The following is a 24,988-nucleotide window of genomic DNA, read 5'->3' on the forward strand; positions in this document are numbered from 1 at the left end:
AAATGAAAAAATATAGTTTTATAATATTACTGTTTGTAGCATTTTGGGGTTGTGATAAGGACGACTTTGAAAGACTTTCAGATAATACGCAAGCACAAATATTTACACCTAGTATATTTCAGATAAATGAAAACTCAATTGGTAGGCCAATTGCGATAAATATTAATAACTTTAGTTCTATATCGGATGCTTCACAAGGGGTAGTTTCTAGGAGTTGGGCCATTGAAGAGGGAGCACGTTATCTGAAATCTACATTTGAAAGAAAGGATAGTTTAAATTTAGCGGCATTTATAGATCCAAATTTGGGCTTGGGAAACTCGGCCGAAATAGTTCATGTATTATTTCAAAAAGAAGGAGAGACTTTAGTGACTTTGAAAAACAAGTTCAATAAAGAAGTAAGTCTTTATGGCAATACCGCCGTACAAGGTAATGATGGTTTATGGCAGTTAACAACAGAATTAACATATGATGTTTATGCCGATTTAAATACGGAGGCATCGATCTCGAATGAAGATGATACGCAAGTATTGGCAACACTTAGTGCGAGCCAAAACCCAAGTTCTGATGATACCAGTGGTTTTGCTACAATAACTATTGAAGCAGGATCAAGCCTTACTTTTACAGATTTAACAACCATTGGAAGACCAGACGAAAGGCTATGGGAATTTGAAGGTGGTACTCCAAGTACCAGTACAGAAGAGAAGCAAGCGGTAACCTTTAACAGATTAGGAGATTATTTAGTTATGCTTACCACGTTTCGTGATAAAGTAGGAAGTGCTCTAAATCCTGCAGAACAAACAAAAACGATTCCAGCAATTATTACAGTAATTCCATCAACCAAGCCTTATGTAATTACTGGAAATGCTTCTGCAGAGGATGATAGTGATGATGATGCGGGAACAAACATAATTACTTTAAGTGTAAACGGAGAGATAGATGCAGTTAGTGGAGTTGAAGGTAATTTTACGGTAAACGTTCAAAACATAGGATTTAATCAAAATTTTACAGTAACTTCAGCTAGAAAGAGTAATGATGATGCCACAACGGTTGAGTTAACTTTAGATCAGCCAATTCTAAATTCAGATACAGTTACACTTTCATATAATGGTACAGGGATTACATCTATAGACTCTAGAACCCTAGAGACTTTTACTGATGTTCCTGTTGATCCAGTAAACAAGAATTTATTAACCAATGCATCAAATCCAAGTATGGAAAATTCGGTTGATAATGACAGGAACGTTAATACACAGGGATATAATCTCTTTGTTGGTGGAGGAGGGAATAACCTTGATAACGCTAGAAATGTTGACGGTTCACTACAGATAAATCGAACGACAGAAAGAGCTAGTGACGGAGTAGCATCTTTGAAATTTGATGCTGTAATGCCATTAATGGCTCCTGCATTAAGTATTTCTAATAGAATTATAAGTAACTCAAACATTATCGCAGGAGAGTATAAGCTAACTTTTGACGTATTTGTAGAAGAAAGTACAGGTACGTTTACAGTACTTAATGTTATTCAAGGAGGCGAACCCCGAGGACAATCAATAATGCTAGATCCACCTGTTATTGGAGAATGGTTTACCATTGAACGTAATTTTACACTTGCTGCTGAATTACAACAGTGGATTGTCTTTAACTTTAGAAATCAAGACAATGCAGGAATTACAGGTAGACAAGTTTTCTATATAGATAACTTGCAAGTAATAGCATTAGAAACAAGATAACTTATAAATAATTGAGTTAGTTTTTAAGTTTAATAAAGTCGTGAACGCTACGTTTACGACTTTATTATTTTCAGTTTCTAACCATAGAATTTAAGGTAATTAAAGATTAAAACAGGTTATTTAAGTATTAGTAAAGTTTGTCAAAACAAATTACCTTTAGCTACCTTTTAATTAAGTTTTGTTGTGTCTAATTTTGCATTAGGTTAATTTATGAATAAGCTAAAACACACTGTTCTTCTTCTATTAGCATTGTCTTGCCATGTATCTTGTAAGTCTCAAGAAAAACCCAATATCATATTCTTGTTTTCTGATGATGCAGGATATGCAGATTTTGGGTTTCATGGGAGTAAGGTTATGAAAACTCCTAATTTGGATAAGCTTTCAGAAGAAGGAGTAAGATTTACACAAGGCTATGTAACAGATGCTACTTGCGGCCCTTCTAGAGCAGGTCTAATAACTGGAAAATACCAACAACGTTTTGGTTATCAAGAAATCAATGTGCCAGGTTATATGAGTGAAAACTCAAAGTATTTAGAAGATGATATGGGCTTGCCATTAGATCAAAAAACAATAGCAGATTATTTAAAAGAATTAGGTTATACAAATGCTATGTATGGAAAATGGCATTTAGGCAATGCAGATCGTTTTCATCCTTTAAAAAGAGGGTTTGATGAATTTTATGGTTTTAGAGGCGGAGCCCGAAGTTATTTTGGATACAAAAATTTTGAAGGAATTCACCATGACAATAAAATGGAACGCGATTTTGAACACTTTGAAGAACCTAATGGTTACGCAACAGATGTTTTCGCCGATAAAGCAGTATCGTTTATAGAAAGAAATAAAGACAATCCTTTTTTTATTTATTTAGCGTTTAATGCAGTACATACTCCAATGCAAGCGACTCAAGAAGATTTAGATAAATTCCCTAATTTAAAAGGTAAGCGCAAAGAAGTTGCAGCTATGACATTGGCTCTTGATAGAGCTTGTGGTAGAGTATTAGATAAGTTAAAAGAATTAGGATTAGACGATAACACAATTATTGTATTTTCTAATGATAATGGTGGGCCAACTGATAAAAATGCATCATTAAATTTACCGCTAAGTGGAACAAAATCAAACCATTTGGAAGGTGGTTTAAGAGTGCCGTTTTTAATGAAATGGCCTCGTAAAATTAAAGGAGGAGCCGTTTATAATTATCCAGTTAGTACATTTGATTTATTGCCAACATTTTATGCTGCTGGAGGCGGTGATGTTGCAGATCTAAAAGATATAGACGGTGTTAATCTAATGCCTTATGTTAATGGATTAAACAAAGCAAGACCACACGAAGATTTATTTTGGAAAAAAGAAACACGTGCAGTATACAGAAATAATGATTGGAAATTAATTCGTTTTGCGGATAGACCAGCTGAACTATATGATGTATCTAAAGATCTTACTGAAGAGAATAATTTAGCAGCAAAGTACCCCGAGCGTTTAAAAAGTATGTATAAAAAATTATTTGAATGGGAATTAACTTTAGAACGCCCAATGTGGATGTTAAAACAACGTTTTGAAAAATATGATATAGATCGAATGGATCGTTATAGAACTCCAGAATTAGTAAAAAAAGAAATGAAGCAATACACACAAAAAACAAGAATAAAAAACTAAAACAGGATGAATAACACAAATAACTATTTACTTATTTTTATATTAAGTGCTTTTACTTTTTCTAACATAAGTTGTACACAAAAAAAACAAGAAAAAATAGTTACAGAGAAAACGATAACAAATAATGAGCCATTACCTTTTTCAGACCCAGAAAATACAGGAGGATGGGTTTTAAACAAAGAAATTAGCGACGAATTTGAAGGAACTTCAATAGACACTACTAAATGGTTTGTAGAAGGACAAAATGGTGATTACTATATCTGGAAAGGACGCGCACCATCTCAATTTGTGCCTCATAATGTTATTGTAGAAGAAGGAAAGTTAAAGTTAAGAACCCAATGGGAACCAGATTATGAGTTTGCGAAAGAAAGTTATGCAGACGGAGCTCATAATGATACTTATGGAGTTCATGAAGGAAAACCAATGCCAGTAACTACTGCAGGTATAGTTGGTAAAAAGAGATTTTTAAATGGCTATATGGAAGTGAAGTCTAAAGCTGGTCATGCCGCCATTACTGCGGCGTTTTGGGCTATTGGTTATGAGCAGGAATTAGATGTTTATGAGCAATTAGCAGCACCAAAAATAGACGGTTCAATTAAAGCAAATACAAATAGAACTGCAGTTCACGACTGGAGTCCACCAGCGGTTAGACCAACAAAAGTTTTTGGTTACGACGAAACACTACCATATACAACTTCTGATGATTTTCATATATACGGAGTTGAATGGGGAGAAGATTACTTGAAAATATATAGAAACGGCAAGTTTGTTCATGGCTTTACACAAGACGAATTAGGAACAGATTGGGTTTTAAATAATCCTATGGAAGTTTGGTTAGATTCTGAGATTTTTAAATGGCTAGGAGTGCCACATAAAGAAGAATTACCTGTCGATTTTGAAGTGGAATACATGCGTGTATGGCAAAAATCATCAGACAATTTATTAGTAAAAGATAGAGCTTTTTATGGCTTTGAAGGACCAATATTATTTGAAGAAAACCCACGCCCTTTAGATATGGTACCAGAGGATTCAAAACCAAACGACTATCAAAAATTCTGGATTTTTGATGAAGGTTCTTCTAATTATTTAAAAATTCATGAAGGTCATTACGCAAGTGGTGTAGAAAGTTTAAAGTTCTCTGGATATGGGAAAAATGAGCATTTAGAAGTTGATAAAGTTGTAGCCAAAGCACCAGAAGGATCTTTAGATCTTCCAGTAGGAGATTATACCTTATCTGCTAAAGTTTGGTTAGATCAAGGTAGAATTACAGATACAATTCATGTGACTTTAATGAACCCAAAAACAGAATTAGTATTTAATGGTTTAAAAAAGTTACCTAGAAAGCAATGGGTGAGCGTTAATACTGATTTTTCTAGACAAGAAGTATCTGGAGATAATGATGGTATGGTTATAGAAATCCGTAAAGAAGATTTACCGGAAACTAAGGCCGCTAAACTCTTCATTGATGATATTTCAATTAAAAAGAAAAAATAAAAACTAATAAATTAAATAATAGAATTAATATAATTTATGAGTACTCATAATAAAGCGATAACAAATACCTCAGAGAGTCCTTATGTGAAATTGAAGAGCATCAATTTTGGTGACTGTAAATGGGATAAAGGCTTTTGGTCTGAAAAAGTAAAAGCAGCACAAGACAAAATGCTTCCATACATGGGAGATGTGCTGTGTGGTGATATTGGTCACGGATTAAATAACTTTAAAATTGCTGCAGGAGAAAAAGAAGGAGAGCACAAAGGGTTTTATTGGCACGATGGTGATTTCTATAAGTTTATGGAAGCCAAAACCTATATTTATGGACTTACCAAAGACGCAGCTATTTTAAAAGAATTAGATGAATACATCGAAATTATTGGAAGGGCTCAAGAAGAAGATGGATATATTCATACACATATACAAATCACCGATGGTGCCGATCGCTTTGAGAATAGAAAATACCATGAAATGTACAACTTTGGGCATCTGTTTATTGCAGGTTCTGTACATTATCGTTTAACAGGGCAACGTAACTTTTTAGACATAGCTATTAAGCAGGCAGATTTACTCTACACTTATTTTATGCCAGACACAAAGCACTACCAACGTTTCGGGTTCAACCAAACGCAAATTATGGGGCTGGTGGAGTTATATAGAACAGTAAAAGATAAAAAATATTTAAAGCTTGCCGAAAAGTTTATCAATAGAAGAGGTACTTTTGAAATAATACATGATTCCACAACAGCAGGTTACCCTATTGGAGATATGGTTCAGGAAAGAACACCTTTAAGAGAATCAGAAGAAGCAGTAGGTCACGCAGTATTAGCTTTATATTACTACGCAGGAGCCGCAGATGTGTATGCAGAAACTGGAGAAAAAGCCCTTATTGATGCGCTAGATAAATTATGGGAAAACGTAACCGGAAAAAAAATGTATGTTACTGGAGCTGTAGGTCAAGCACATTATGGTGCTTCCACAAATTTAGACATGATTGAAGAAGGTTTCATTGACGCATACATGATGCCAAACATGACAGCTTACAACGAAACCTGTGCAAACCTATGTAATGCTATGTTTAGTAGTAGAATGATGGGGATTAAGGAAGAATCTAGATATGCAGATATTATTGAATTAGTCTTGTATAATAGTGGTTTGTCTGGTATAGGTATAGAAGGAAAAGACTATTTCTATTCTAATCCATTAAGAATGGTAAATAATTCTAGAAATTATGATTCGCATGACGATGTAACAGAAAGTCCGGTAAGACAGCCATATTTAGAGTGCTTTTGTTGTCCACCAAACTTAGTACGAACCATATGTAAAAGTTCAGGATGGGCTTATAATTTATCTGAAAATGGTGTAGCAGTAGTATTATTTGGAGGAAATAACTTGGACACTACTATGTTAGATGGTTCTTCATTAAAGCTATCTCAAGATACAGAATACCCTTGGAAAGGTTTAGTAAAAATAACAATAGATGAATGCAAAAATTCTGCTTTTGAAATTAAAGTTAGAATCCCTAAATGGGCAGTTGGTAGTACATTAAAAGTAAATGGAGAAGATACTGGTGTTGCTACTATTCCTGGTACTTTTGCAAATATAGAGCGTGTATGGTTCGCAGGAGATACGATTACCTTAGATATGCCAATGGAAGTTACACGTATAGAAGGGCACAACAGAATTGAAGAAGTAAGAAATCAAATAGCTATTAAAAGAGGACCTATAGTGTACTGTATTGAATCTCCGGATTTACCAAAAGACACTTCAATATTAGGCGTATATATTAAAGGAGATGCTAACTTAGAAGCTGAACATAAAGAAGATTTCTTAGGCGGTGTAACTGTTGTAAATACTGAGTTGCTTTTAAGAGAAGATAAAAATGACGATATGTACCAAACAGTAACTAAACCAGTATTAAAATCATATAAAACACAATTAGTACCATATTTCGCATGGAGTAACAGAGGTCAAGCAGAAATGACAGTCTTTATGCCTGTGATTTGGTAGATGAATTTAGAATTACGCGTAAAAAAAGAAATGTTTTTGGCGTAATTTTTTAGTATCTAAATAACTAATCTAGATTAAAATAATTATTTTGAAAAAAACACTCACTTTTTGTTTTTTATTGTGCATTTTGTTAGGCAATCATAGTATTGCTCAAAATACAACAACAACTTTTAAAGAAGTTTTTAAAGAATTTCCAAGGCAGGAAAAAAACCTAAGAAAATGGGATGCTCCCGTAGTTGCTGATTTAGACCAAGATGGTTATTTAGATTTATTAATTAACGATCACGGATTTGGTATTCAAGTATGCTGGAACAACAAAGGCAAATTTGCTAAACCTTACGATGTAATTATGGGAGATTTACACGGAGTTTCTGCTGGAGATATTGATTTTGATGGTAATATTGAAATTGTAATGTCCAGAGGAGGAGGCTCAGGTAGTAATGCTCGAAATTCAAAAATGTATCGCGTTGTTGGTAGGGAATTTATACCAATGGAGGACTTTAAAGAACCATTAGCCTTAATGCGTGGTAGAACAGTTGGTTTTGTTGATATAGATAATGATGGTGATTTAGATTTGTTAAATTTTGCATTTCCTGATGGGGCAAAAAAAGGACTAACCGAAAACTATCTTTATGAAAATAATGGAGGTGAGTTGGTTTTAAATTCTACCCTTCCTGCCAGTAAAATAGATGGACAAAAAGTCTTGCTTACCGATTTTAATGGAGATAACGTCATGGATATCGTTATGTATGGTCATGGCAATGTGAAAATATATCAAGGGGGTGAAGGCTTTACTTTTGATGATGTTAGTAAAAAAGTACTTCCTAGAAGTATTGATGAAGTTACAGGAGTTGTAGAAATTGATTATGATAATGATGGGGATTTTGATTTGTATTTTACAAGAGGATTAGGTTTTGAAATAGGTGAGACATTTTTTGATAAAGCATCTAAAACATTAGGCTTTTATACAAAAAGGGGCGAGTTTAATTTTGATAATATCGAAACTGGCGATGTACTTCAAATGGAAAATTTTCAGTCACAATGGCCCAATAACGATACTTTTTATATTGGAGAAGCATCTTATGATTATGAGTTTGAAGGAGAAACCCATTCCGGAAAAAATATAAGATTAGTAAATAGTGATGCTCTAGGATTTCCAGATAATGCAAATTATAAAGAAAAGAAAGGTTGGTATATTGGTTATGTAGGGAATAAAAAATGGAAAATAGCAGGGTTTCTTTGGGCGCCTGCAACAGGTACTGTAAGAGGTGTAAAGGATTATCCCAAATATGACAATCCCGAAGGACTTTCAGATATTTTATTAGAAAATAAAGGGAAGAAGTTTCAGGATGCTACTAAAAAAATGAACCTTCTATTTAAAGCTCATTCCAGTGCTGCAACAGTAGCGGACTTTGATAATAATGGCTTTCAAGATATTTTAGTTGTACCAAGAGGAAACCTTGTAAACGAAAACGAAGCAATCGTTTTTATGAATAAAGGGGAATCTGGTTTTGAAAAATTGCAAGGACATAATATCATTTCAACAGAATTGGGAGCAATCGGTATGGCTGTTGAGAATTTAGATTTCAATAATGATGGTAAAGTGGATGTTGTGATAGGAAACGAACGTGGTAAATGGCACCTTTTCAAAAATAACGTTACTAAAACGAATAATTATCTCGTAGTGCAAGTAGGAGATGCACCGTCAAAAAAAGCAACAGCTTTAGGCGCATTAGTAACAATCAAGTCCGGTAAAAATATTCAACAAAGACGTATAGGTTCAACAGGTGCACAATATTCTCTCAGTTTTAACAATATGGTTCATTTTGGCTTAGGCTCAAGTAATCAGCCGGTAGAAGTTAAAATAACTTGGACCAATGGAGAGACAGCTGAACATAAAATTAGTAAATTGAACACCACAACTTTCATAGGAAAAAAACTAACTAACTAAAATAAGATATATGGGTTCTTACAAAAAAAATGCATTTACATATGCCACAATTGTGGCCATGGGAGGATTTCTGTTTGGATTAGACGCTGCTTTAATTTCAGGAACAACCAAATTTATTTCAAAAGAATTTGCACTATCTTCTTTAGAGTTAGGTACAGTTGTAAGTGCTCCTGCTTGGGGTGTTTTACTAGCGTTACTCTTCGCCGGTTGGGTTAGTAATAGGTTTGGACGTAAAAGAGCCATTCAAATTATTGCCATTTTATACATCGTATCGGCGGTATCTTCGGCATTCGCACCGAGTTATATTATGCTCGTTATTGCGCGTTTCTTGGGTGGTTTGGCCTTTACTTCTATTTCTTTAGCATCCATGTATATTGGGGAGATTGCACCACAAAAGTATCGTGGGAAGCTAGTTTCCATGATACAAATAAATATTGTAATTGGCCTCTCGGCAGCATATTTCATTAACTATTTAATTGTCGATTTAGTAGCTTCTGGTGCAGACTGGGTATCAGAGTGGGGACTCGATACAAATACATGGCGCTGGATGCTTGGAACAGAAATATTGCCAGCTGTTATATGGTTAGGACTATTATTCTTGGTACCTAGAAGCCCGTCATGGTTGGTGTTTCAAAATAGAATAGATGAGGCAAAAACAACGTTGCGAAAGTTAATTCCTGAAAATGAAGTTGAGCATCATATTACAGATATGCAAGAAAGTTTAAATAAAAGCTCAGACGATCGTTCGTTAAGAGCACAGTTCAAGGAAATTATGGGTAAACCTATGCGGGTTACACTAATCATTGCACTTACTATTGCTATTGCACAACAAGCGACTGGAATTAATGCGATTTTGTTTTATGCACAAACCGTAATTGAACAATTAGGAATTGGTAGTGATGCTTCGTTTTTACAAGCCATTTGGATTGGATTGACTAGTGTAATATTTACTGTTTTGGGATTATTACTTGTAGATAAATTAGGAAGAAGACCATTAATTATTTGGGGAATGGTTTGGATTGTGGCTAGTTTGGGCTTATGTTCTTATGGTTTCAGCCAAGCGCGTTATACTGTAAGTCAAGAAGCAGTAGTAGAAATGACTGAAATACCAAATTCTCAAAGACTCAATGCGATAGTTGGAGTAGAATATAAAAGTGATGCTGAATTTAAAAGTGCTCTTAAGGACACTTTGGGAGAAGACGATGCAAGAGATTTTTCTGGGCTATTGATTCAGAAGTCTGCTTCTTTAAATGCCATGCTTATTTTCTTTGCAATATTAAGTTTTATTGCGGCTTTCCATTTTTCCGTTGGTCCGGTAATGTGGGTCCTCTTTTCAGAAATATTTCCAATTTCTATCAGAGGAATTGCAATTCCTGCAATTACCCTTATTACCAGTATTGTAAGTATGCTAGTACAGCAGTTTTTTCCATGGCAACTCGATAAGTTTGGTATCAGTACAACCTTGTTAGTCTACGCTATAATTGTTGGTATTGGTTTAATTATTCTATTTAAATATCTAGTTGAGACCAAAGGTTTAACCATTGAAGAAATCCAAGAAAAATTTCAAAAGAAATAAAAAAGAACTTGCTAGCTTAGCAAGCATAAAATAAAAGAACTAATATGAGTTTATTTGATAATAAAGAATTTGTAGTAGGCCCATTTATGAAAGTAAGTGATCCTGCTTTAGTTGAAGTTGCTGCATTTGCTGGTTTCGATTTTGTGATTATAGATTTGGAACATGGTCCAAATACTATTCAAACAGTTCAAAATCATGTGAGAGCGGCACAAGCAAAAGGTATTGTTCCAGTAATACGAGTTCCAGAAATCAATGAGAATATGATTTCTAAGGCACTTGATATTGGCGCAGAATATGTGCAAGTGCCGCAAATTGAAACTGCTGATGATGCAAGACGTGTGGTAAAAGCAGCAAAATTCTTTCCAGAAGGAGCAAGAGGTGTTTGCAGATATGTAAGAGCAGCAGACTATGCTTCTATGCCAAAAGAAAATTACTTTGGTAATGCTAATAAAACAACGGGAACTATTATTCACATTGAAGGGAATATTGCTTTCAATAATATTGATGAAATACTCCGAGTAGATGGCATTGACGTCATTTTTATTGGACCTTATGATATGTCCCAATCTTGTGGTGTTCCAGGACAAGTAAACCATCCAAAAGTAATTTCTCAAATGAAGGAAATTGTTGAAAAAGCGGCCCCTCTAGGAAAAGTGGTTGGTACATTTGTGGAGAGTCCAGAATCTGCAAAACAATGGATAGATTTAGGCGTAAAATATATTTCTTATGCTGTGGATGTTGGAATTTATTTTGATGCTTGCAAAAATATTGTAGATAAGGTAAGAGAATAAACACTAGCTTATGGTGTTAAGCCTTTCCATACTGTTATTCTTTCTTTTAATATTGATATTTTCCATTTCAAAATGGAAAGTACATCCCTTTATAGCCCTGATTCTTACAGCCCTGGTACTGGCTTTAGCGTTGGGAATGGGTGGAGAGAAAAGTGTGCAGGTATTATTAGAAGGTTTTAGTGGTACATTACGTGGTATTGCCATCATCATTATTCTTGGGGCTTTTATAGGAGAAGTACTTCAAGAAACAGGGGGTGCGTTTCGAATAGCAAACCGCATCATAAAATGGCTGGGTGAAAAAAAGTTGCCTTGGGCCATGGGGTTTACGGGGTATGTGGTTTCCATTCCAGTATTTGTTGATGTTGCATACATTTTGCTACAACCCGTTGTAGAATCGCTTTCCGTAAAAAGTAAACGTCCTGTTTTATTTATTGGTTTATCATTAACCGCTGGATTAACGGTCGCTCATACATTAATACCTCCAACACCAGGTCCATTGGCTGTTGCTGAATCACTTGGTTTAGATATCGGAAGAATGCTTACCGTCAATCTTATAGTGGCAATTTTTGCAATGACAGGTGGTATATTTTGGGTATTGTTTTTTGTTAAAAAAACTTGGCTTAAATATGATGAAAAACTTAAGAAAACAACAATAGGTTCAGAAAATAGGTATGATAACAAGACAAATTTTCAAAAAGGAAATTTATTTTATGATATTTTACCAATACTTGCTCCCATTATTTTAATTGGATTGGGATCTTTTCTGTCTTTTGAAACAGAAAACGTCCTAACCCAAATTTTCAACTTTTGTACAATTCCCTTAGTAGCGGTTTTAATAGGAGCTGTTATTGCCGTTTTTCAAATTAAATCAAAAGATAAAAGAGGCACTACGAATAGATTGGTAGAACAAGCGATAGTAAAATCGGCATTAGTTATCATGATAACGGGTGCTGGAGGTTCATTGGGTTATGTTATTCGCGAAACTGGAATACAAGATCAAATAGTTACAGTATTTTCTCAATTTCCATTCTTAGGTATTTTATTACCCTTTATTGTTGCGGCAATTTTAACAACATCCACAGGTTCAATAACTGTGTCGTTAGTAGGAAGCGCATCAATGCTGGGACCAATGGTAGATAGTTTACCTATATCACCTGAAATGGTAGCAGCCCTAATTGGTTGTGGTTCGTTTTGTGTATTCCATGCCAATTCTAGTTTTTTCTGGCTGCTTAATCGGCTGCATGAAGTGCCTCCCAAAGTATTGTATCGCACATTTACTGTGCAATCTTTGGTGATGGGGCTATCGGGTTTAGTAGGAGTTTTTATTTTGTTATTATTTGGTCTGTAAATGATTATTTTTCATTAATTTAATCTATTCGGATTTCACTAAAACTAAAAATTTTTTAATTATGAAAAAGTTAATGATTACCATTTGTTGTGGTTTCATTTTATTTCTGTCATGTAAGAGTGTTCAAAGTCAAAAGCGGAGTGCAGATGCCGTTGATTCAAAAGTAAATACTTATGTAAAAAATATAGAAATCGTCGGACGAGGTGTCATTAACACTATAAATAGTCCAAATGTAAAACTGAAAAGTATAGATATTGGCGATTGTAGTTGGACAGACGGTTTTTGGGGTGACAAATGGAAAGAAGCTGAACAGGTGATGATTCCGCACATGGGATCCATTTTAAAGGGCGATATTGGTCATGCGTATAACAATTTCAAAATAGCGGCAGGCTTAAAGGAGGGCAAGCACAAGGGATTTGCATGGCATGATGGGGACTTTTATAAATGGATGGAAGCATCTGTTTATTTATATGGTGTTAATAAGGATGAAAAAATCATAAAAGAATTAGATGAAATAATTAAAGTTATAGCAAAAGCACAACAGCCAGATGGTTATTTGTCAACTTCAATTATCATTAGGGAAGATTTGGAACCTTTCGAAAATAGAAAAAATCATGAGCTTTATAATAGTGGACATTTATTAACCAGTGCCGTTATACATCATCGTGTAACGGGCAAAACCAATTTTTTAGAGATAGCTATGAAGCATGCTAATATGCTGTACAAGTTGTTCCAACCCCAACCCCAACATTTAAAACGGTTTGGCTTTAATCAAACCCAGATTATGGGATTGGTTGAACTTTACCGGACTACGAAAGACAATAGGTATTTGGAACTCGCTGAGATATTTATAAATATGCGAGGTAAAACTAAAATTATTAGGAATAATATTACAAAAGAATATTCTGTTGGAGATATGGTACAAGAGCGCATTCCTTTAAGAAAAGAAAGTGAGGCCGTTGGTCATGCAGTTTTAGCACTATATTATTACGCGGGAGCTGCCGATGTTTATGCAGAAACTGGTGAACAGGCTTTGATTGATGCGCTCGATAGGCTTTGGGATAATGTAGTACACAAAAAAATGTACATCACGGGAGCCTTAGGACAAACACATTTTGGAAGGTCCTCTAGGAAAGATAATATCGAAGAGGGGTTTATGGCAGAATATCAAATGCCGAATTTAACTGCCTATAATGAAACCTGCGCAAACATTTGTAATTCTATGTTCAGCAATCGTATGTTAGGTATAAAAGGCGAAGCAAAATATGCAGATATTATGGAATTGGTGCTTTATAATAGTGCACTTTCTGGGATAAGTCTGGATGGAAAGCACTATTATTATTCTAATCCGCTAAGAAAAATTGAAGGGGCTTTGAACTATAAAAAAATGAATACCGAGTTTCCCCAAAGACAGCCTTATCTAAATTGTTTTTGTTGTCCACCAAATTTGGTAAGAACTATTGCAAAATCGCCTGCCTGGGCATATAGTAAATCTTCTAACGGTATTTCCGTTAATCTTTATGGTGGTAATAAATTAGATACCAGATTACTGGATGATTCAAAAATTAAACTGAAACAAGAAACAAATTATCCATGGGAAGGGCAGGTTAAAATAACTATTGAAGCATGTAAAAAAGACCCCTTTGAAATTTTATTACGTATACCAGATTGGGCTAAGGGAACAAAAGTCATGGTAAACAATAATCCTATTGAAAAAATTGAAGCAGGAAGCTTTGCGGTTATTGAGCGCCAATGGAAAAAAAGTGATATAATTTTAATAGATATGCCTATGGACATTAAATTTGTGGAAGGGCACCCTAGAATTGAAGAAGTTCGCAATCAAGTAGCACTTAAAAGAGGGCCTGTTGTGTATTGTCTGGAATCTGTAGATTTACCCAAAAACGCCAACATTTTTGATGCCTATTTATCATCTGATAAAATGCTGGAAGCCATATACAAACCAAGTCTTTTAGGAGGTATTATGGCTATAGAAGGCGAAGTGCTTATCCGAAAGGATAATTTGAAAGGTATGTACAATGAAGTTCAAAAACCCAAATTTGAATCTTATAAAACCCAATTTGTTCCATACTTTACTTGGAGTAACAGAGGAGATAAAGAGATGACGGTATTTTTGCCAATTATTTGGAATTAATAGATTTAATTCTAACCTAAAATTGTTTGGATTACAAATAGGGTAAATTCGTTATATTATATGTTATTAATGGCTAATGTTTTTGAAGTAATTTTTCTAAACTTAGCAAATTAATTACGTTGTATAAATATCATAACTATGATGAAAGCTTATTATTTTCTATTCGCTGTACTTATTGCATTTGGATGCAAAAACACAGAAAAACCGAAAGAAGAAAAGAAAAAACCAAACATTTTATTTTTAGCTGTGGATGACTTAAGACCAGAAATAGGGGCTTATGGATCAGAAATAGCTGTTACCCCTAATATAGATGCTTTGGCAGCAGATGGTTTGCTGTTTAACAAAGCCTATTGTCAAGAGCCTATTTGCAGCCCTTCTCGTGCTAGTTTAATGACTGGAGCAAGACCGGAAACAATTAATGTAATTGAGAACTTTACCTATTTCAGAGATGCAAACCCTGATATTATAACACTTGCTCAGCACTTTAAAAATAATGGTTACGAAACCACACATACAGGTAAGATTTATCACAAACCAGGTTTTGCTGATCTAAATTTGTCATGGAGTAGAAAACCAGCCTATGATAAAATGACGGTTGAAAAGAGTAAAACACCAGGAGGATATGCACTCCCAGAGAATCAAGCTTTTTCAAAAAAGGCAACAGAAGAAGTGATTGCGAAATATGGCAAAAATGCACCTAGAAACGGTTTAGGTAAAGGGCCCGCTTACGAAAAGGCAGATGTTCCAGATTATTTCTACGAAGATGGTTACAATGCTGAATTAGCCATTGCAACACTAAAAGATATGCAGGAGAAAAATCCAGATAAACCTTTCTTTTTGGGTATGGGTATGAAGAAGCCACATTTAAATTGGATGGCTCCAAAAAAATATTGGGACATGTACGACCCAGCTAAAATTAAGTTAGCAGAACAAACTGAGGGACCAGAAAACGGCGCAGCAATGGGTTTACATCCATCTTTTGAATTACGTGCTCGTTATGGAATTCCAAAAAAAGGACCTATAGATGATGAAATGGCAAGAACCCTAAAGCATGCTTATCTAGCATGTATTAGCTACGTAGATGCACAAATAGGTAAAATGATAGATGCACTTGATGAAGCAGGTCTAAGAGATAATACCATAATTATGCTGTGGAGTGATCACGGATGGCACTTAGGAGATATGGGTATTTGGGGGAAAGCCACAAATTATGAAATTGCAACCAGAGTGCCTTTAATAGTTTGGACACCAGATATGACCAAGGAAGTTCGTGGCAAAAAAACAGATGCTTTGGTTGAATTGGTGGATATGTATCCAACTCTATGTGATTTGGCTGAAATAGATTTACCAGAACATTTAGAAGGAAAAAGTTTTAAAACTTTATTGAGTAAACCCAATACACCATGGAAAAAAGCGGCATTCAGTCAATTTCCAAATCCAGCATTGAGAGAATGGGCTGCAAATCCATTATCTCAAGGTATGCGCGAAACCTATTTTGGGCCATTAATTGAAGAAGTAGAAGAACGCATTAAAAAACAACAAGGAGACAAATGGGACAGAAACCTGTTTGAAAATAATGTAATGGGGTATGCAATGCGTACAGAAAGATATAGAATTATTATCTGGAAAGACTATAAAAACCCAGAAAGTGAACCTCTATTTGTAGAACTGTTCGATCATAAAAATGATCCTGCAGAAACTAAAAATGTAGCAAAAGATAATCCTGAAGTCGTTAAGACACTTATTGCTCAATTTAATAAAGGTTGGAAAGGAAGTCTTCCAAACTAGGTAGTTTTATTCTATGGGTTTTATCAACAAGATAAGCAAGCCCTTTTTAATTTCTATATTCATCGAATAGAATTATGTATCATATAAAGCCATTTAATATTTTATCTGCGCTGTGTTTTTTATTCTTAAATGCAGTTTTAAGCTTTAACAGTTGTGCAGCTCAGACAGGTTTAGAGTCAGGTACTGAACTGACTTTTTCTGAAAACGAAGAAGTTATACCTCTAGAAAAACGGTCGAGAAGAAAGTTTGATAATGCCGTTATAGCAGATCTTGATCAAGATGGGTATTTAGATTTACTGTTAACAGAACATTCTAGACGCGTAGAATTGTTTTGGAATAACAAAGGAACGTATCAAAAAGGGAAGCCTTTTATTTTTGGAGATACTCATGGGATTGCAATTGGAGATTATAATTTTGATGGCTTAGTAGATATTCTAGTACAACCTGGGGGAGGAGACGGTAAAAATCCAAGAAGGTTAAGAGCGTATACAGTAAACCTTGATAGGTCGATAAGCAAAGAAAACGAATTCAAGCATTTTGAAGCTAGTAGAGGACGAGCAGTTAAATTCTTTGATGCTGATAATAATAGTGAACTTGATTTGATTCTATCTGCATTTCCACCAAATAATAAAATTGATAGAGCACATTTTTTATATCAAAGAGATGAAGACCAGGATTTTTCATTTGTAGATTTTTTGCCATATGCCGATCGTTTTAATATGCGAACTACCTTAACGGATTTCAATAATGATAATATTAAAGATTTTCTTTTTTATGGAGGGGATAAGCTTATTGCTGCTCAAGGAAATGAAGGATTAGGTTTTACAGATGTTACGAAAGACGTTTTAGGTGATTTAACGAACACTAATTTAGTAAATAGTATTTCTGAAATTGATTTTGACAATGATGGTGATTTTGATTTGTTTTTAACACGTTCTAAACACCCTTTTGATTCTGAAAGTGATTATAATGAAGAAACTAAAACTTTTTACTTTTTTCATAGGAGAAAAGCTTTTAAGCACGAGCTTAAAATTGAAGGTGATTTTAACTTAGAGAATTTACAAATGGCTAACCCACATTTTGATGTCTTTATTGGTATCAATAAAAAGCTATATGAACGAACAAAGGATAATCATGGGCATCATGATTTTACCTTAACTCAAGAAGAAGCAAAAGGTTTTCCTGAAGATACCAAGGTTAAAGGGTTATATATAGGCTATTTAGGTAATAATGTATGGCGTATTGCTGGCCATACTAATTCACCAACAGCTGCGGTTATTCATAATGTTATTGAAAAGCCTGAAACCATAAAACTAAAAGAGTTACCGGCTAAATTATTAGAAAATAAAGAAGGAAAATTTATTGATGTTAGTGCAAAATATAGTGTTGATATTATAGAGCAGACAACTAGTACTGCTACTGGCGATTTTAATAATGATGGGTGGACTGATATTTTTGTTGTTCGCTACGGGCATTCTGCATCAAAAATTGAACAGATTTTACTTTTAAATCAAGAAGGTAAGAATTTTGTTCGTGCAAAAAATCATGGTATTCTTAGAGAAGAGTTGGGAGTAACAGGAATGGGAGCCGATGCTTTCGACTATGATAAAGATGGCGATTTAGATATTATATATTGTAACGAACGCGGAAGGTGGCACTTGTTTACCAATAATCTTACATCTAAAAATAACTTTGTAAAGATAAATGTTGGGAATTCACCTTCTGGGAAAGCTTCCGCCGTAGGTGCGGTACTAAGTTTTACATCTTGTGGTAATCAGTATAAACGAGTTGTAGGTGCTACATCTTCTTCTTATTCTCAAAGTTTTAATACGTATTTACATGTTGGTTTAGGGAAGTGTGAGGATATTAAAAATGTTGAGGTAACCTGGAGTAACGGAGAAAAACAAACCTTGTTTATAGAAGGCCTTAATAAAATCTATAAAGTAGGTAAAATTTAGAGTTTCAAAATAAACCAAATAACTATTCAAATGAGAACTAAACAAAAGAAACAAAAGCTAATGCTGATAAAATGTCTATTCAGCTTTTTATTAATTACAGCATTAATAGGCTGTAATAAAACATTAACTGTAGAAGAACAAGCTTTGGAGAAAATTGAAGTACTAGAGGCTTTAATGAGTGAAGCTAAAAGTAAATCTATAGATGTTACTAGAGAAGAAACACTTTTATGGTTTTCTAAAGAGTTTATAAAATTTGCTGATTGGGATGAAGCTCATAAGCCTGAAGTTGAAAAGCTTTTTGGGTATTACAGTTTTTATGAAAAAGATAAAGCTAAATATGCCGAGGAATTGCCGGACTTTGAAAGAGGAAAAGTTATTGAAATTTTGGATAAAGGGATAGCAGAACTTAACAAAGTTTTAGATGGAACTATAAAAAGAAGACCTGTTTCTAAAATAGATTGGGGGAATGTTGAAGTTGCAGATAATATGTTAAAGAATAACGGAAAACCTGTTTTTCTTTTTGATTATTTTTCTAAAACTGTTGGTGCGCCTTTAACCGATAAAAATGTTTATAATGATCATTTGGGAGCAATTTTTCACGGAGGACAAAGGCTTTATGAGGTAAATATGGATAGAGCCGTTAACCCATTTATATTAAACGAAGATAGAACCTTTAATGAAAAAATAGAGTTGATTACAGAAATTCCAGATACCAATGTTGGATTTCTTATTCTTTGGAACATGGGTATGCCACAATGGATTCATGACAAAGAACCAGAAGTTACAAAAGGAAGATCTTTATTTACAGGTTTTGATATTGACAATCCTTTAATGAGAGACGTTTGGAGCGATGTTATGAAAAAAACAGGAGAACTCACCAAAGGTAAAAAAGTAACCCAATTGGGATACATCTTATCTAATGAACCTCATTGGTTTTCAGAAAAAGGACATTGGACACAGAATTATAAAGAGATGAATTCAATTTCATCTTATACCGTAAAAAAGTTTCAAAATTGGCTTGCTGATAAATATAGCAATAACATAAAAAAACTAAATAAAAACTGGGAAAGTGATTTTAAAGAGTTCAATGCAGTAGAGATTGAAATACCAATGGAAAAATCCTTAAGAGGGAAACCTATATGGTACGACTGGTGTCGTTTTAATATGGATAGAAGTACCGATTGGTTTACATTTTTAAGAGATCAGTTATTGGAAACAAACCCAGATGCAGATACCAACATTAAAATAATGCCAAAAATGTTTAGGGAAGATTACCGTTCTCATGGTATAGATTTAGAAGCTTTAACAGATATTACTACAATGATTGGTAATGATGGAAAAGCTTACGGTGGCAGAAATTTACGAGCTACTAAACCAGAAAAATGGGAAGAAAAATACGCTTACTGGTGGGATGAGTTAAGCTTACCATATGATTTCTTAGAATCTGTGGCTCCAAATAAAATAAACATTAATTCAGAAACACACTTTTTATCTGCTTCAGCTTGGAGAGATATGAATATGTCACCCGATTATGTGCGAAGTGTTTTTTGGTTGGCAACCTTACAGGGCATGGATGCTGGTATTTCTTGGTTTTGGGCTAGAGACCCTGATGGCTCGCCAGAAGATCGTTTAGAAGGTGAATTGGATTTCTTTGACCCAGCTTTAGCAGGTTCATATGCAGGTTCTGCCAATATGCAACCACAAACAGTAAATGAAGTGGCACAAGTATATATGGACATGAACAGCTTTTCAGAAGAAATAGTTGCACTTCGTGAACAAAGAAGACCAATAAGAATATTTCATTCTGAAACTTCAGCGATTAATAAAAAACATTATATGACAGAACAGTTTGATCTATATGAATCCCTACATTTTGAAGGTTTTCCAGTAGGTTATGCCACGGAAAAAGTAATTAAGAAACAAGATAACAGCAAATGGGATGCAATCGTTGTTTTTAAAACTGACTATGTCACAGATTCTGAGTTTGAGACGTTACAAAGCTACCTAAACAATGGCGGTACTGTAATACTTGATAGTAAAAACAGTTTATCTAAAAATGAATATGGTGAATCACGAGGTAAGAGCCTTTCAAAAGGTAAGGGTAACTTAATTGTTATGGATGTAGCTAATACTGTTTTAGAAATACAACAAAAAGCACTTGAAGTAGTATCGGATGCCTTACCAGAAGTTACGTTAACTGAATCTAACGGAACAGCATACAAAGGTTGCTATTGGCGAGTAGTTAAAAATGAAAAAGGGTATTTGGTAAACATATTGAACATTGGTAAAAATGATGCTAAATTAAACCTTGGTCTTAAAAATGGTAAAGCAACTACGATTACTAACATAATGACTGGAGACGTTTTGAATTCAGAATTTGAGTTAAAATCAAATGGTGTTTTATTATTGGAAATTAAAGAATAATAGATGTTGCACGAAAATATATTTAAAAACATAAGTGAAGTTTATATGAAATACATTAAAACAATAACCATTAAGTTTAATTTAAGCTATTTAGTAGTGTTATTTAGTATTAGTTGTTTTGCCCAAGATTTTAAAACCGTTTCTGTTGAGAACAATTATAAAGATTGGGGTTGGAATAATGTTCATATAGCTAAAAATAAATATATAAGCCTTGCAGTAGTACCAGATGCCGGTGGTAGAATATTAGAATATAATTTAGGAGAGGTACCTTCTCTTTGGTTAAATCCTAAATTAAAAGGAAAGACGTTTCCTGCCACTGATGAAGTGAAAATGAAAGAGTGGAGGAATTTTGGAGGATACAGATTAGTACCAATTCCTGTCGAAAATTGTTCAGTTGATAAAAATGGTAATAAAGGGAAACGTTGGCCTCCGCCAGCCATAATTGGTGACGCAAAATATGATGTAGCTATTAGAGAAAATAAATTAGGCCATCAAACTATAGAAGTGAAATCTGGTGTACAACAACTTCCTGTTCCAAAATTTTTTGGTAACAAAGGCTTTGTTTATCCAAATAAAATTGAAGAAGAATTACAATATTCGCGTAGCCTTTATATAGAACCACATAGTAGTTTGGTGTATATAGATCATACACTTAAAAATGTAGGAGAAACAAAAGTAAAAAGAGGACTTAAAATTTCTAGTCAGCATGTCTCAGAAACAAAACGGGGGATGCATGATGGGGAGAATTATGTTGCCTATATACCTTTTGATGAGAACTTAAAATTACCTAATGGTAAGCAGTTCGAAGTTACTACAAATCCAGATTTGCGTTGGCAATACTTGAATCGTAACCGCTTTAAATTGGATAAAAATAATCCAGAGCATATTGAAAAATATTATAATCATGGAACAAATTGGAAAGGAGAAGTAGCTCCTGGTATTTACGAAGTTGAGTATGATTATAATCAAATGGCAGGTTTTCACATCATTGCTTCAGATTCGTGGTTATGTTATGTCAATAAGAAAACAAATACAGCTTTCGTAAAAATTATGGAGCCTTATAACCCACAGTTGGAATACGATCATGGATTAAATAATGCGATTTTTTGTAGTGGTTTATCCGAAGGTTATATTGAAACCGAAGTCATGACGCCTCTTTATGATTTAGCACCAAATGAGAGTTTTAATTATAGAGAAATTCATGGAGCAGCCAAGATTGAAAATGCTCCAATATTAAATGTAAATTTAGCAGGAGTAACAACACATAAAATGACTTTTGATTTGAAATTAAATAAAGTCACAGGAACTTACGGTGTGTTTATAGAAGGAAGAGCAATATTACGTTTGTTAGATGCTTCCGGAAATGTTATTAAAGACATTAAAAAAGATATGGTTAACCCTTTGAAATCATTTTCATTTGAAGCTTTTTTGAGAGATTTTATTAAAGTTAAAAGTTGTGAGCTTTATATAGAAGATGTAAATGGTAAGCTAAATTTACTCGATTCTTATTCTCTTTAATTGTTAGGGTTTGATTAAAACATACTATCGGCTGAATACCAATTAAACCTATTCCAGAGTTATAATATCAAACTAGAAACCCCAATACGTAAAAATCAAATGAATTACAAGGAACAGCCGTACATATTCAAGAAATCCAGAAAACGTATTGAAATAATTAACTCAAGAGGAGTTCAATGTGATGAAATTTATGATTGCATTTCTTATTTGGAATTACTGTAAAATAACGTAAGATCGATATATTAAAACCTGACAATCAGTTGTTTAATTGTTTTAATAAAGAAACTATGTCATTCCGAATGCTACGGAGAGTAAAATATATTTTACTTGAACGTATAATAGCGTAGCTATTGAAGAGGAATCCCATCCTTATGAGATTTCTCGAAAGTTTATCTTGAGTACTTCGACTACGCTCAGCATAAACTAAAGTCGAAAGGCTCATACTTCACTCTGTCGAAATACAAACACCTGAAAATCATTTGTTTAATATTATTTTTATAAAAAAATTAAATCGAACTGACGTTAAAATAAAATAATGATTTTTTGCTTTATACAAAATATAAAAATAAAGCATAGCCTCAGTTACCTCTTTTTCTATTGAAGTAGAAGGCGGAAAAGGGTGTTTTATTACGGTTATTTCAAATGAGAATTGGTATTAAATCTACAAAAATGAGGTTTTACGGTTTTGCCTCAACTGAAAAATGATAATAGTGTGTTATTCATCGAAAATGCGGAAAAACCACTTCTATTTCCACATCGGTTATTCTTACATTTATCAAAAAATTTTAAAGCCCCACAATAATGAAGAATCTAAAAGTATTACTACGATGTTTTTTTGTAGTAAATCGTCTTTCTATCATATGGAAAGAAATTAATACCTCCTTTACAAACAATATAAACATTTTGTCTTCAACATTATGTAAAAATAATCTGCCTCATAGTATTTATTTAAAGAACTCGTTTAAACTTTTTGTTTTTAACCGAAAATGAGATGAAATTTATTCAGATGAGGCACTTTTTGCAAGGCATAGCAGAGCTACGCATAAGAAAAGTAACAAAATATGGGTGAATTTCAGCCATTTTTTAGGAAATAGAAAAAGTTTAAACGAGTTCAAAAACTTAATGGTCCAATCAGAAGAAAGCAGTCCTGAAAAATTATGAACTCTGATTAGTAGTTGTTCGTACTTGTCTTTAAATAAATAGACTGCTAGAACAAGGTCGTGTAATAATATAGGTTTTGTTCTAGGAGGTTAAAGGTTTTATATATTTTTATTTTACCGTAGAGCGAGCAAATATCTCAGAAATTAATTAATCTAACCCCTGTGCATTTTGTAACCATTTTGTAAAAATAAAAGGCAGTAATGAACCTATGACCAAAAAGGTCGTAATCAAATATAAAACTATATAAAATAGTATTCAGATTAGAGTAATGTTATTTCTGAATATGAAAAGAGGGCAAATGACCATAAACTTAATAGCCCTAACTAATTTGCCCTCCTTTTTATATTTTTTTGAGATAGCTGATAAATCTGGCTTAAATATTACAAATTCATATTGCTAACCCACTGCTTTTAGAGATGTTGGTAAACTTAAAAGTTATATTTCCAGAAAAGCTATTTTTCCTTTAAAAGAGGATGAGGATCAAGTTCTTGATTTAGATATTTATTCGACTTATTAATAATTGATTTTATCTTAAATTTAAATCAATCTAAAGCATTTTTAGTAATAAACCACCTCCAACCAATAATAGCCATTTGTAGTTTATTAGCTTTTGTTAAATCTAATCGTCTTTTAGAATAACTAGGTAAAACTATTTTGTTAACCTTAGCTAAAAATTTAAATACTTGCTTTTGCATTTTATAAAAATAGTAAAACTTATTCTAGACTAAGTTTTACTTTTTGTGAAATTCATATAATGGAGATAATAATTAATATTAAATCAATTATAAGTTTGGCAAGTGTTATCATGTTTTTAGGTTTTAAAGGTTATTAAATAGACTATTGGTATCAATGTTTATTGAAGATATATATTTAGCTATATGTTAACCAAACGTTTTAATGAAAATCAATGAAGTTGAATATGAATTTGTAAGTAAAAAAATAAAATTGATTACTATATTTAAGTGACTGTCTTCATTTATGTTTTGTTTTATAACTATAAAGAGTCATTATTGTTTCAATATTTAATAACTGTAGGGGTATTTTAAGAACTTTTTTAATTATCAAGGGAAGAATTATTTTAAAAATGATGCTTTTTGACAGTTTCATCTTTTTAAAAACATTAAAGCATAAAAAAAGACACCCAATATGGATGCCTTATAATTATGCAGCTTATTATAATTATTTTATTGGTCTCAAAAATAGTTAAAACTATGCACTTTAGTGCATGTCGCTTTAGCTTCTAAAAATTTCTACCTTTGTAGTATGTCGGAACAACGATCAAATGGACACAGTGTATCTCGCTTATCAGTTCACATAGTTTGGAGCACAAAATATCGTTATCATGTTTTGAAAGGCGACATTCAAAATCGATGTCGTTCCCTTTTGATACAAATATGCGATGCGGAAGATGTACAGATCCTAAAAGGTGTAATA

15 protein-coding genes and 1 pseudogene are annotated in these 24,988 nt (G+C 33.5%); 15 read left to right on the top strand and 1 reads right to left on the bottom strand.

Features of this window, described 5'->3' with window-relative positions; translation table 11 throughout:
- The first annotated feature begins 2 nt into the window (after positions 1-2).
- From EM932_RS18185 to EM932_RS18250, 14 genes and pseudogenes are all read left to right on the top strand, one after another.
- A complete protein-coding gene (locus EM932_RS18185; RefSeq protein ID WP_135878635.1) occupies positions 3-1,730 on the top strand; it encodes a SwmB domain-containing protein in 1,728 nt (575 codons plus the stop codon).
- Between the two features lie 210 nt (positions 1,731-1,940).
- A complete protein-coding gene (locus EM932_RS18190; protein WP_135878636.1) occupies positions 1,941-3,383 on the top strand; it encodes a sulfatase-like hydrolase/transferase in 1,443 nt (480 codons plus the stop codon).
- 6 nt (positions 3,384-3,389) lie between these two features.
- The gene (locus tag EM932_RS18195) at positions 3,390-4,877 is read left to right on the top strand and encodes a family 16 glycosylhydrolase (protein WP_135878637.1); all 1,488 of its coding nucleotides are present in this window, start codon (positions 3,390-3,392) and stop codon (positions 4,875-4,877) included.
- A gap of 36 nt (positions 4,878-4,913) precedes the next feature.
- Positions 4,914-6,887, top strand: a complete 1,974-nt coding sequence (locus EM932_RS18200; RefSeq protein ID WP_135878638.1) for a glycoside hydrolase family 127 protein — start codon at positions 4,914-4,916, stop codon at positions 6,885-6,887.
- Positions 6,888-6,975: 88 nt separating this feature from the next.
- Entirely contained in the window at positions 6,976-8,838 is a 1,863-nt protein-coding gene (locus EM932_RS18205) for a CRTAC1 family protein (protein ID WP_135878639.1), read from the top strand.
- Positions 8,839-8,848: 10 nt separating this feature from the next.
- Positions 8,849-10,414 carry an MFS transporter gene (locus EM932_RS18210; protein ID WP_135878640.1) on the top strand — a complete coding sequence of 522 codons (1,566 nt, stop codon included), beginning with the start codon at positions 8,849-8,851 and terminating at the stop codon, positions 10,412-10,414.
- Between the two features lie 44 nt (positions 10,415-10,458).
- On the top strand, positions 10,459-11,205 hold the full coding sequence (locus EM932_RS18215) for an HpcH/HpaI aldolase family protein (protein WP_135878641.1): 747 nt from the start codon (positions 10,459-10,461) through the stop codon (positions 11,203-11,205).
- A gap of 10 nt (positions 11,206-11,215) precedes the next feature.
- Positions 11,216-12,553 (top strand): GntP family permease, encoded by a 1,338-nt coding sequence (locus tag EM932_RS18220; RefSeq protein WP_135878642.1) that lies wholly within the window; start codon positions 11,216-11,218, stop codon positions 12,551-12,553.
- Positions 12,554-12,614: 61 nt separating this feature from the next.
- The gene (locus tag EM932_RS18225) at positions 12,615-14,705 is read left to right on the top strand and encodes a glycoside hydrolase family 127 protein (RefSeq protein ID WP_135878643.1); all 2,091 of its coding nucleotides are present in this window, start codon (positions 12,615-12,617) and stop codon (positions 14,703-14,705) included.
- 138 nt (positions 14,706-14,843) lie between these two features.
- Positions 14,844-16,493, top strand: coding sequence for a sulfatase (locus EM932_RS18230; RefSeq protein ID WP_135878644.1), 1,650 nt, complete (start codon positions 14,844-14,846; stop codon positions 16,491-16,493).
- 74 nt (positions 16,494-16,567) lie between these two features.
- Entirely contained in the window at positions 16,568-18,451 is a 1,884-nt protein-coding gene (locus EM932_RS18235; RefSeq protein WP_135878645.1) for a CRTAC1 family protein, read from the top strand.
- Between the two features lie 30 nt (positions 18,452-18,481).
- Positions 18,482-20,875: an alpha-amylase family protein gene (locus EM932_RS18240; RefSeq protein ID WP_211344321.1), complete on the top strand. Its 2,394-nt coding sequence runs from the start codon at positions 18,482-18,484 to the stop codon at positions 20,873-20,875.
- 3 nt (positions 20,876-20,878) lie between these two features.
- Entirely contained in the window at positions 20,879-22,393 is a 1,515-nt protein-coding gene (locus EM932_RS18245) for a hypothetical protein (RefSeq protein ID WP_211344322.1), read from the top strand.
- 24 nt (positions 22,394-22,417) lie between these two features.
- Positions 22,418-22,579: pseudogene (locus EM932_RS18250) on the top strand (IS982 family transposase); the annotation flags it as partial.
- 1,517 nt (positions 22,580-24,096) lie between these two features.
- On the opposite strand, the gene EM932_RS18255 reads toward EM932_RS18250, so the two are convergent.
- Positions 24,097-24,249, bottom strand: a complete 153-nt coding sequence (locus EM932_RS18255; protein WP_135878647.1) for an SsrA-binding protein — start codon at positions 24,247-24,249, stop codon at positions 24,097-24,099.
- Positions 24,250-24,817: 568 nt separating this feature from the next.
- On the opposite strand from EM932_RS18255, the gene EM932_RS18260 reads away from it, so the two are divergent.
- The coding region (locus tag EM932_RS18260; RefSeq protein WP_211344282.1) for a transposase at positions 24,818-24,988 on the top strand (171 nt) is incomplete at its 3' end.

The organism is Flavivirga rizhaonensis (genome assembly GCF_004791695.1).
Taxonomy (GTDB): domain Bacteria; phylum Bacteroidota; class Bacteroidia; order Flavobacteriales; family Flavobacteriaceae; genus Flavivirga; species Flavivirga rizhaonensis.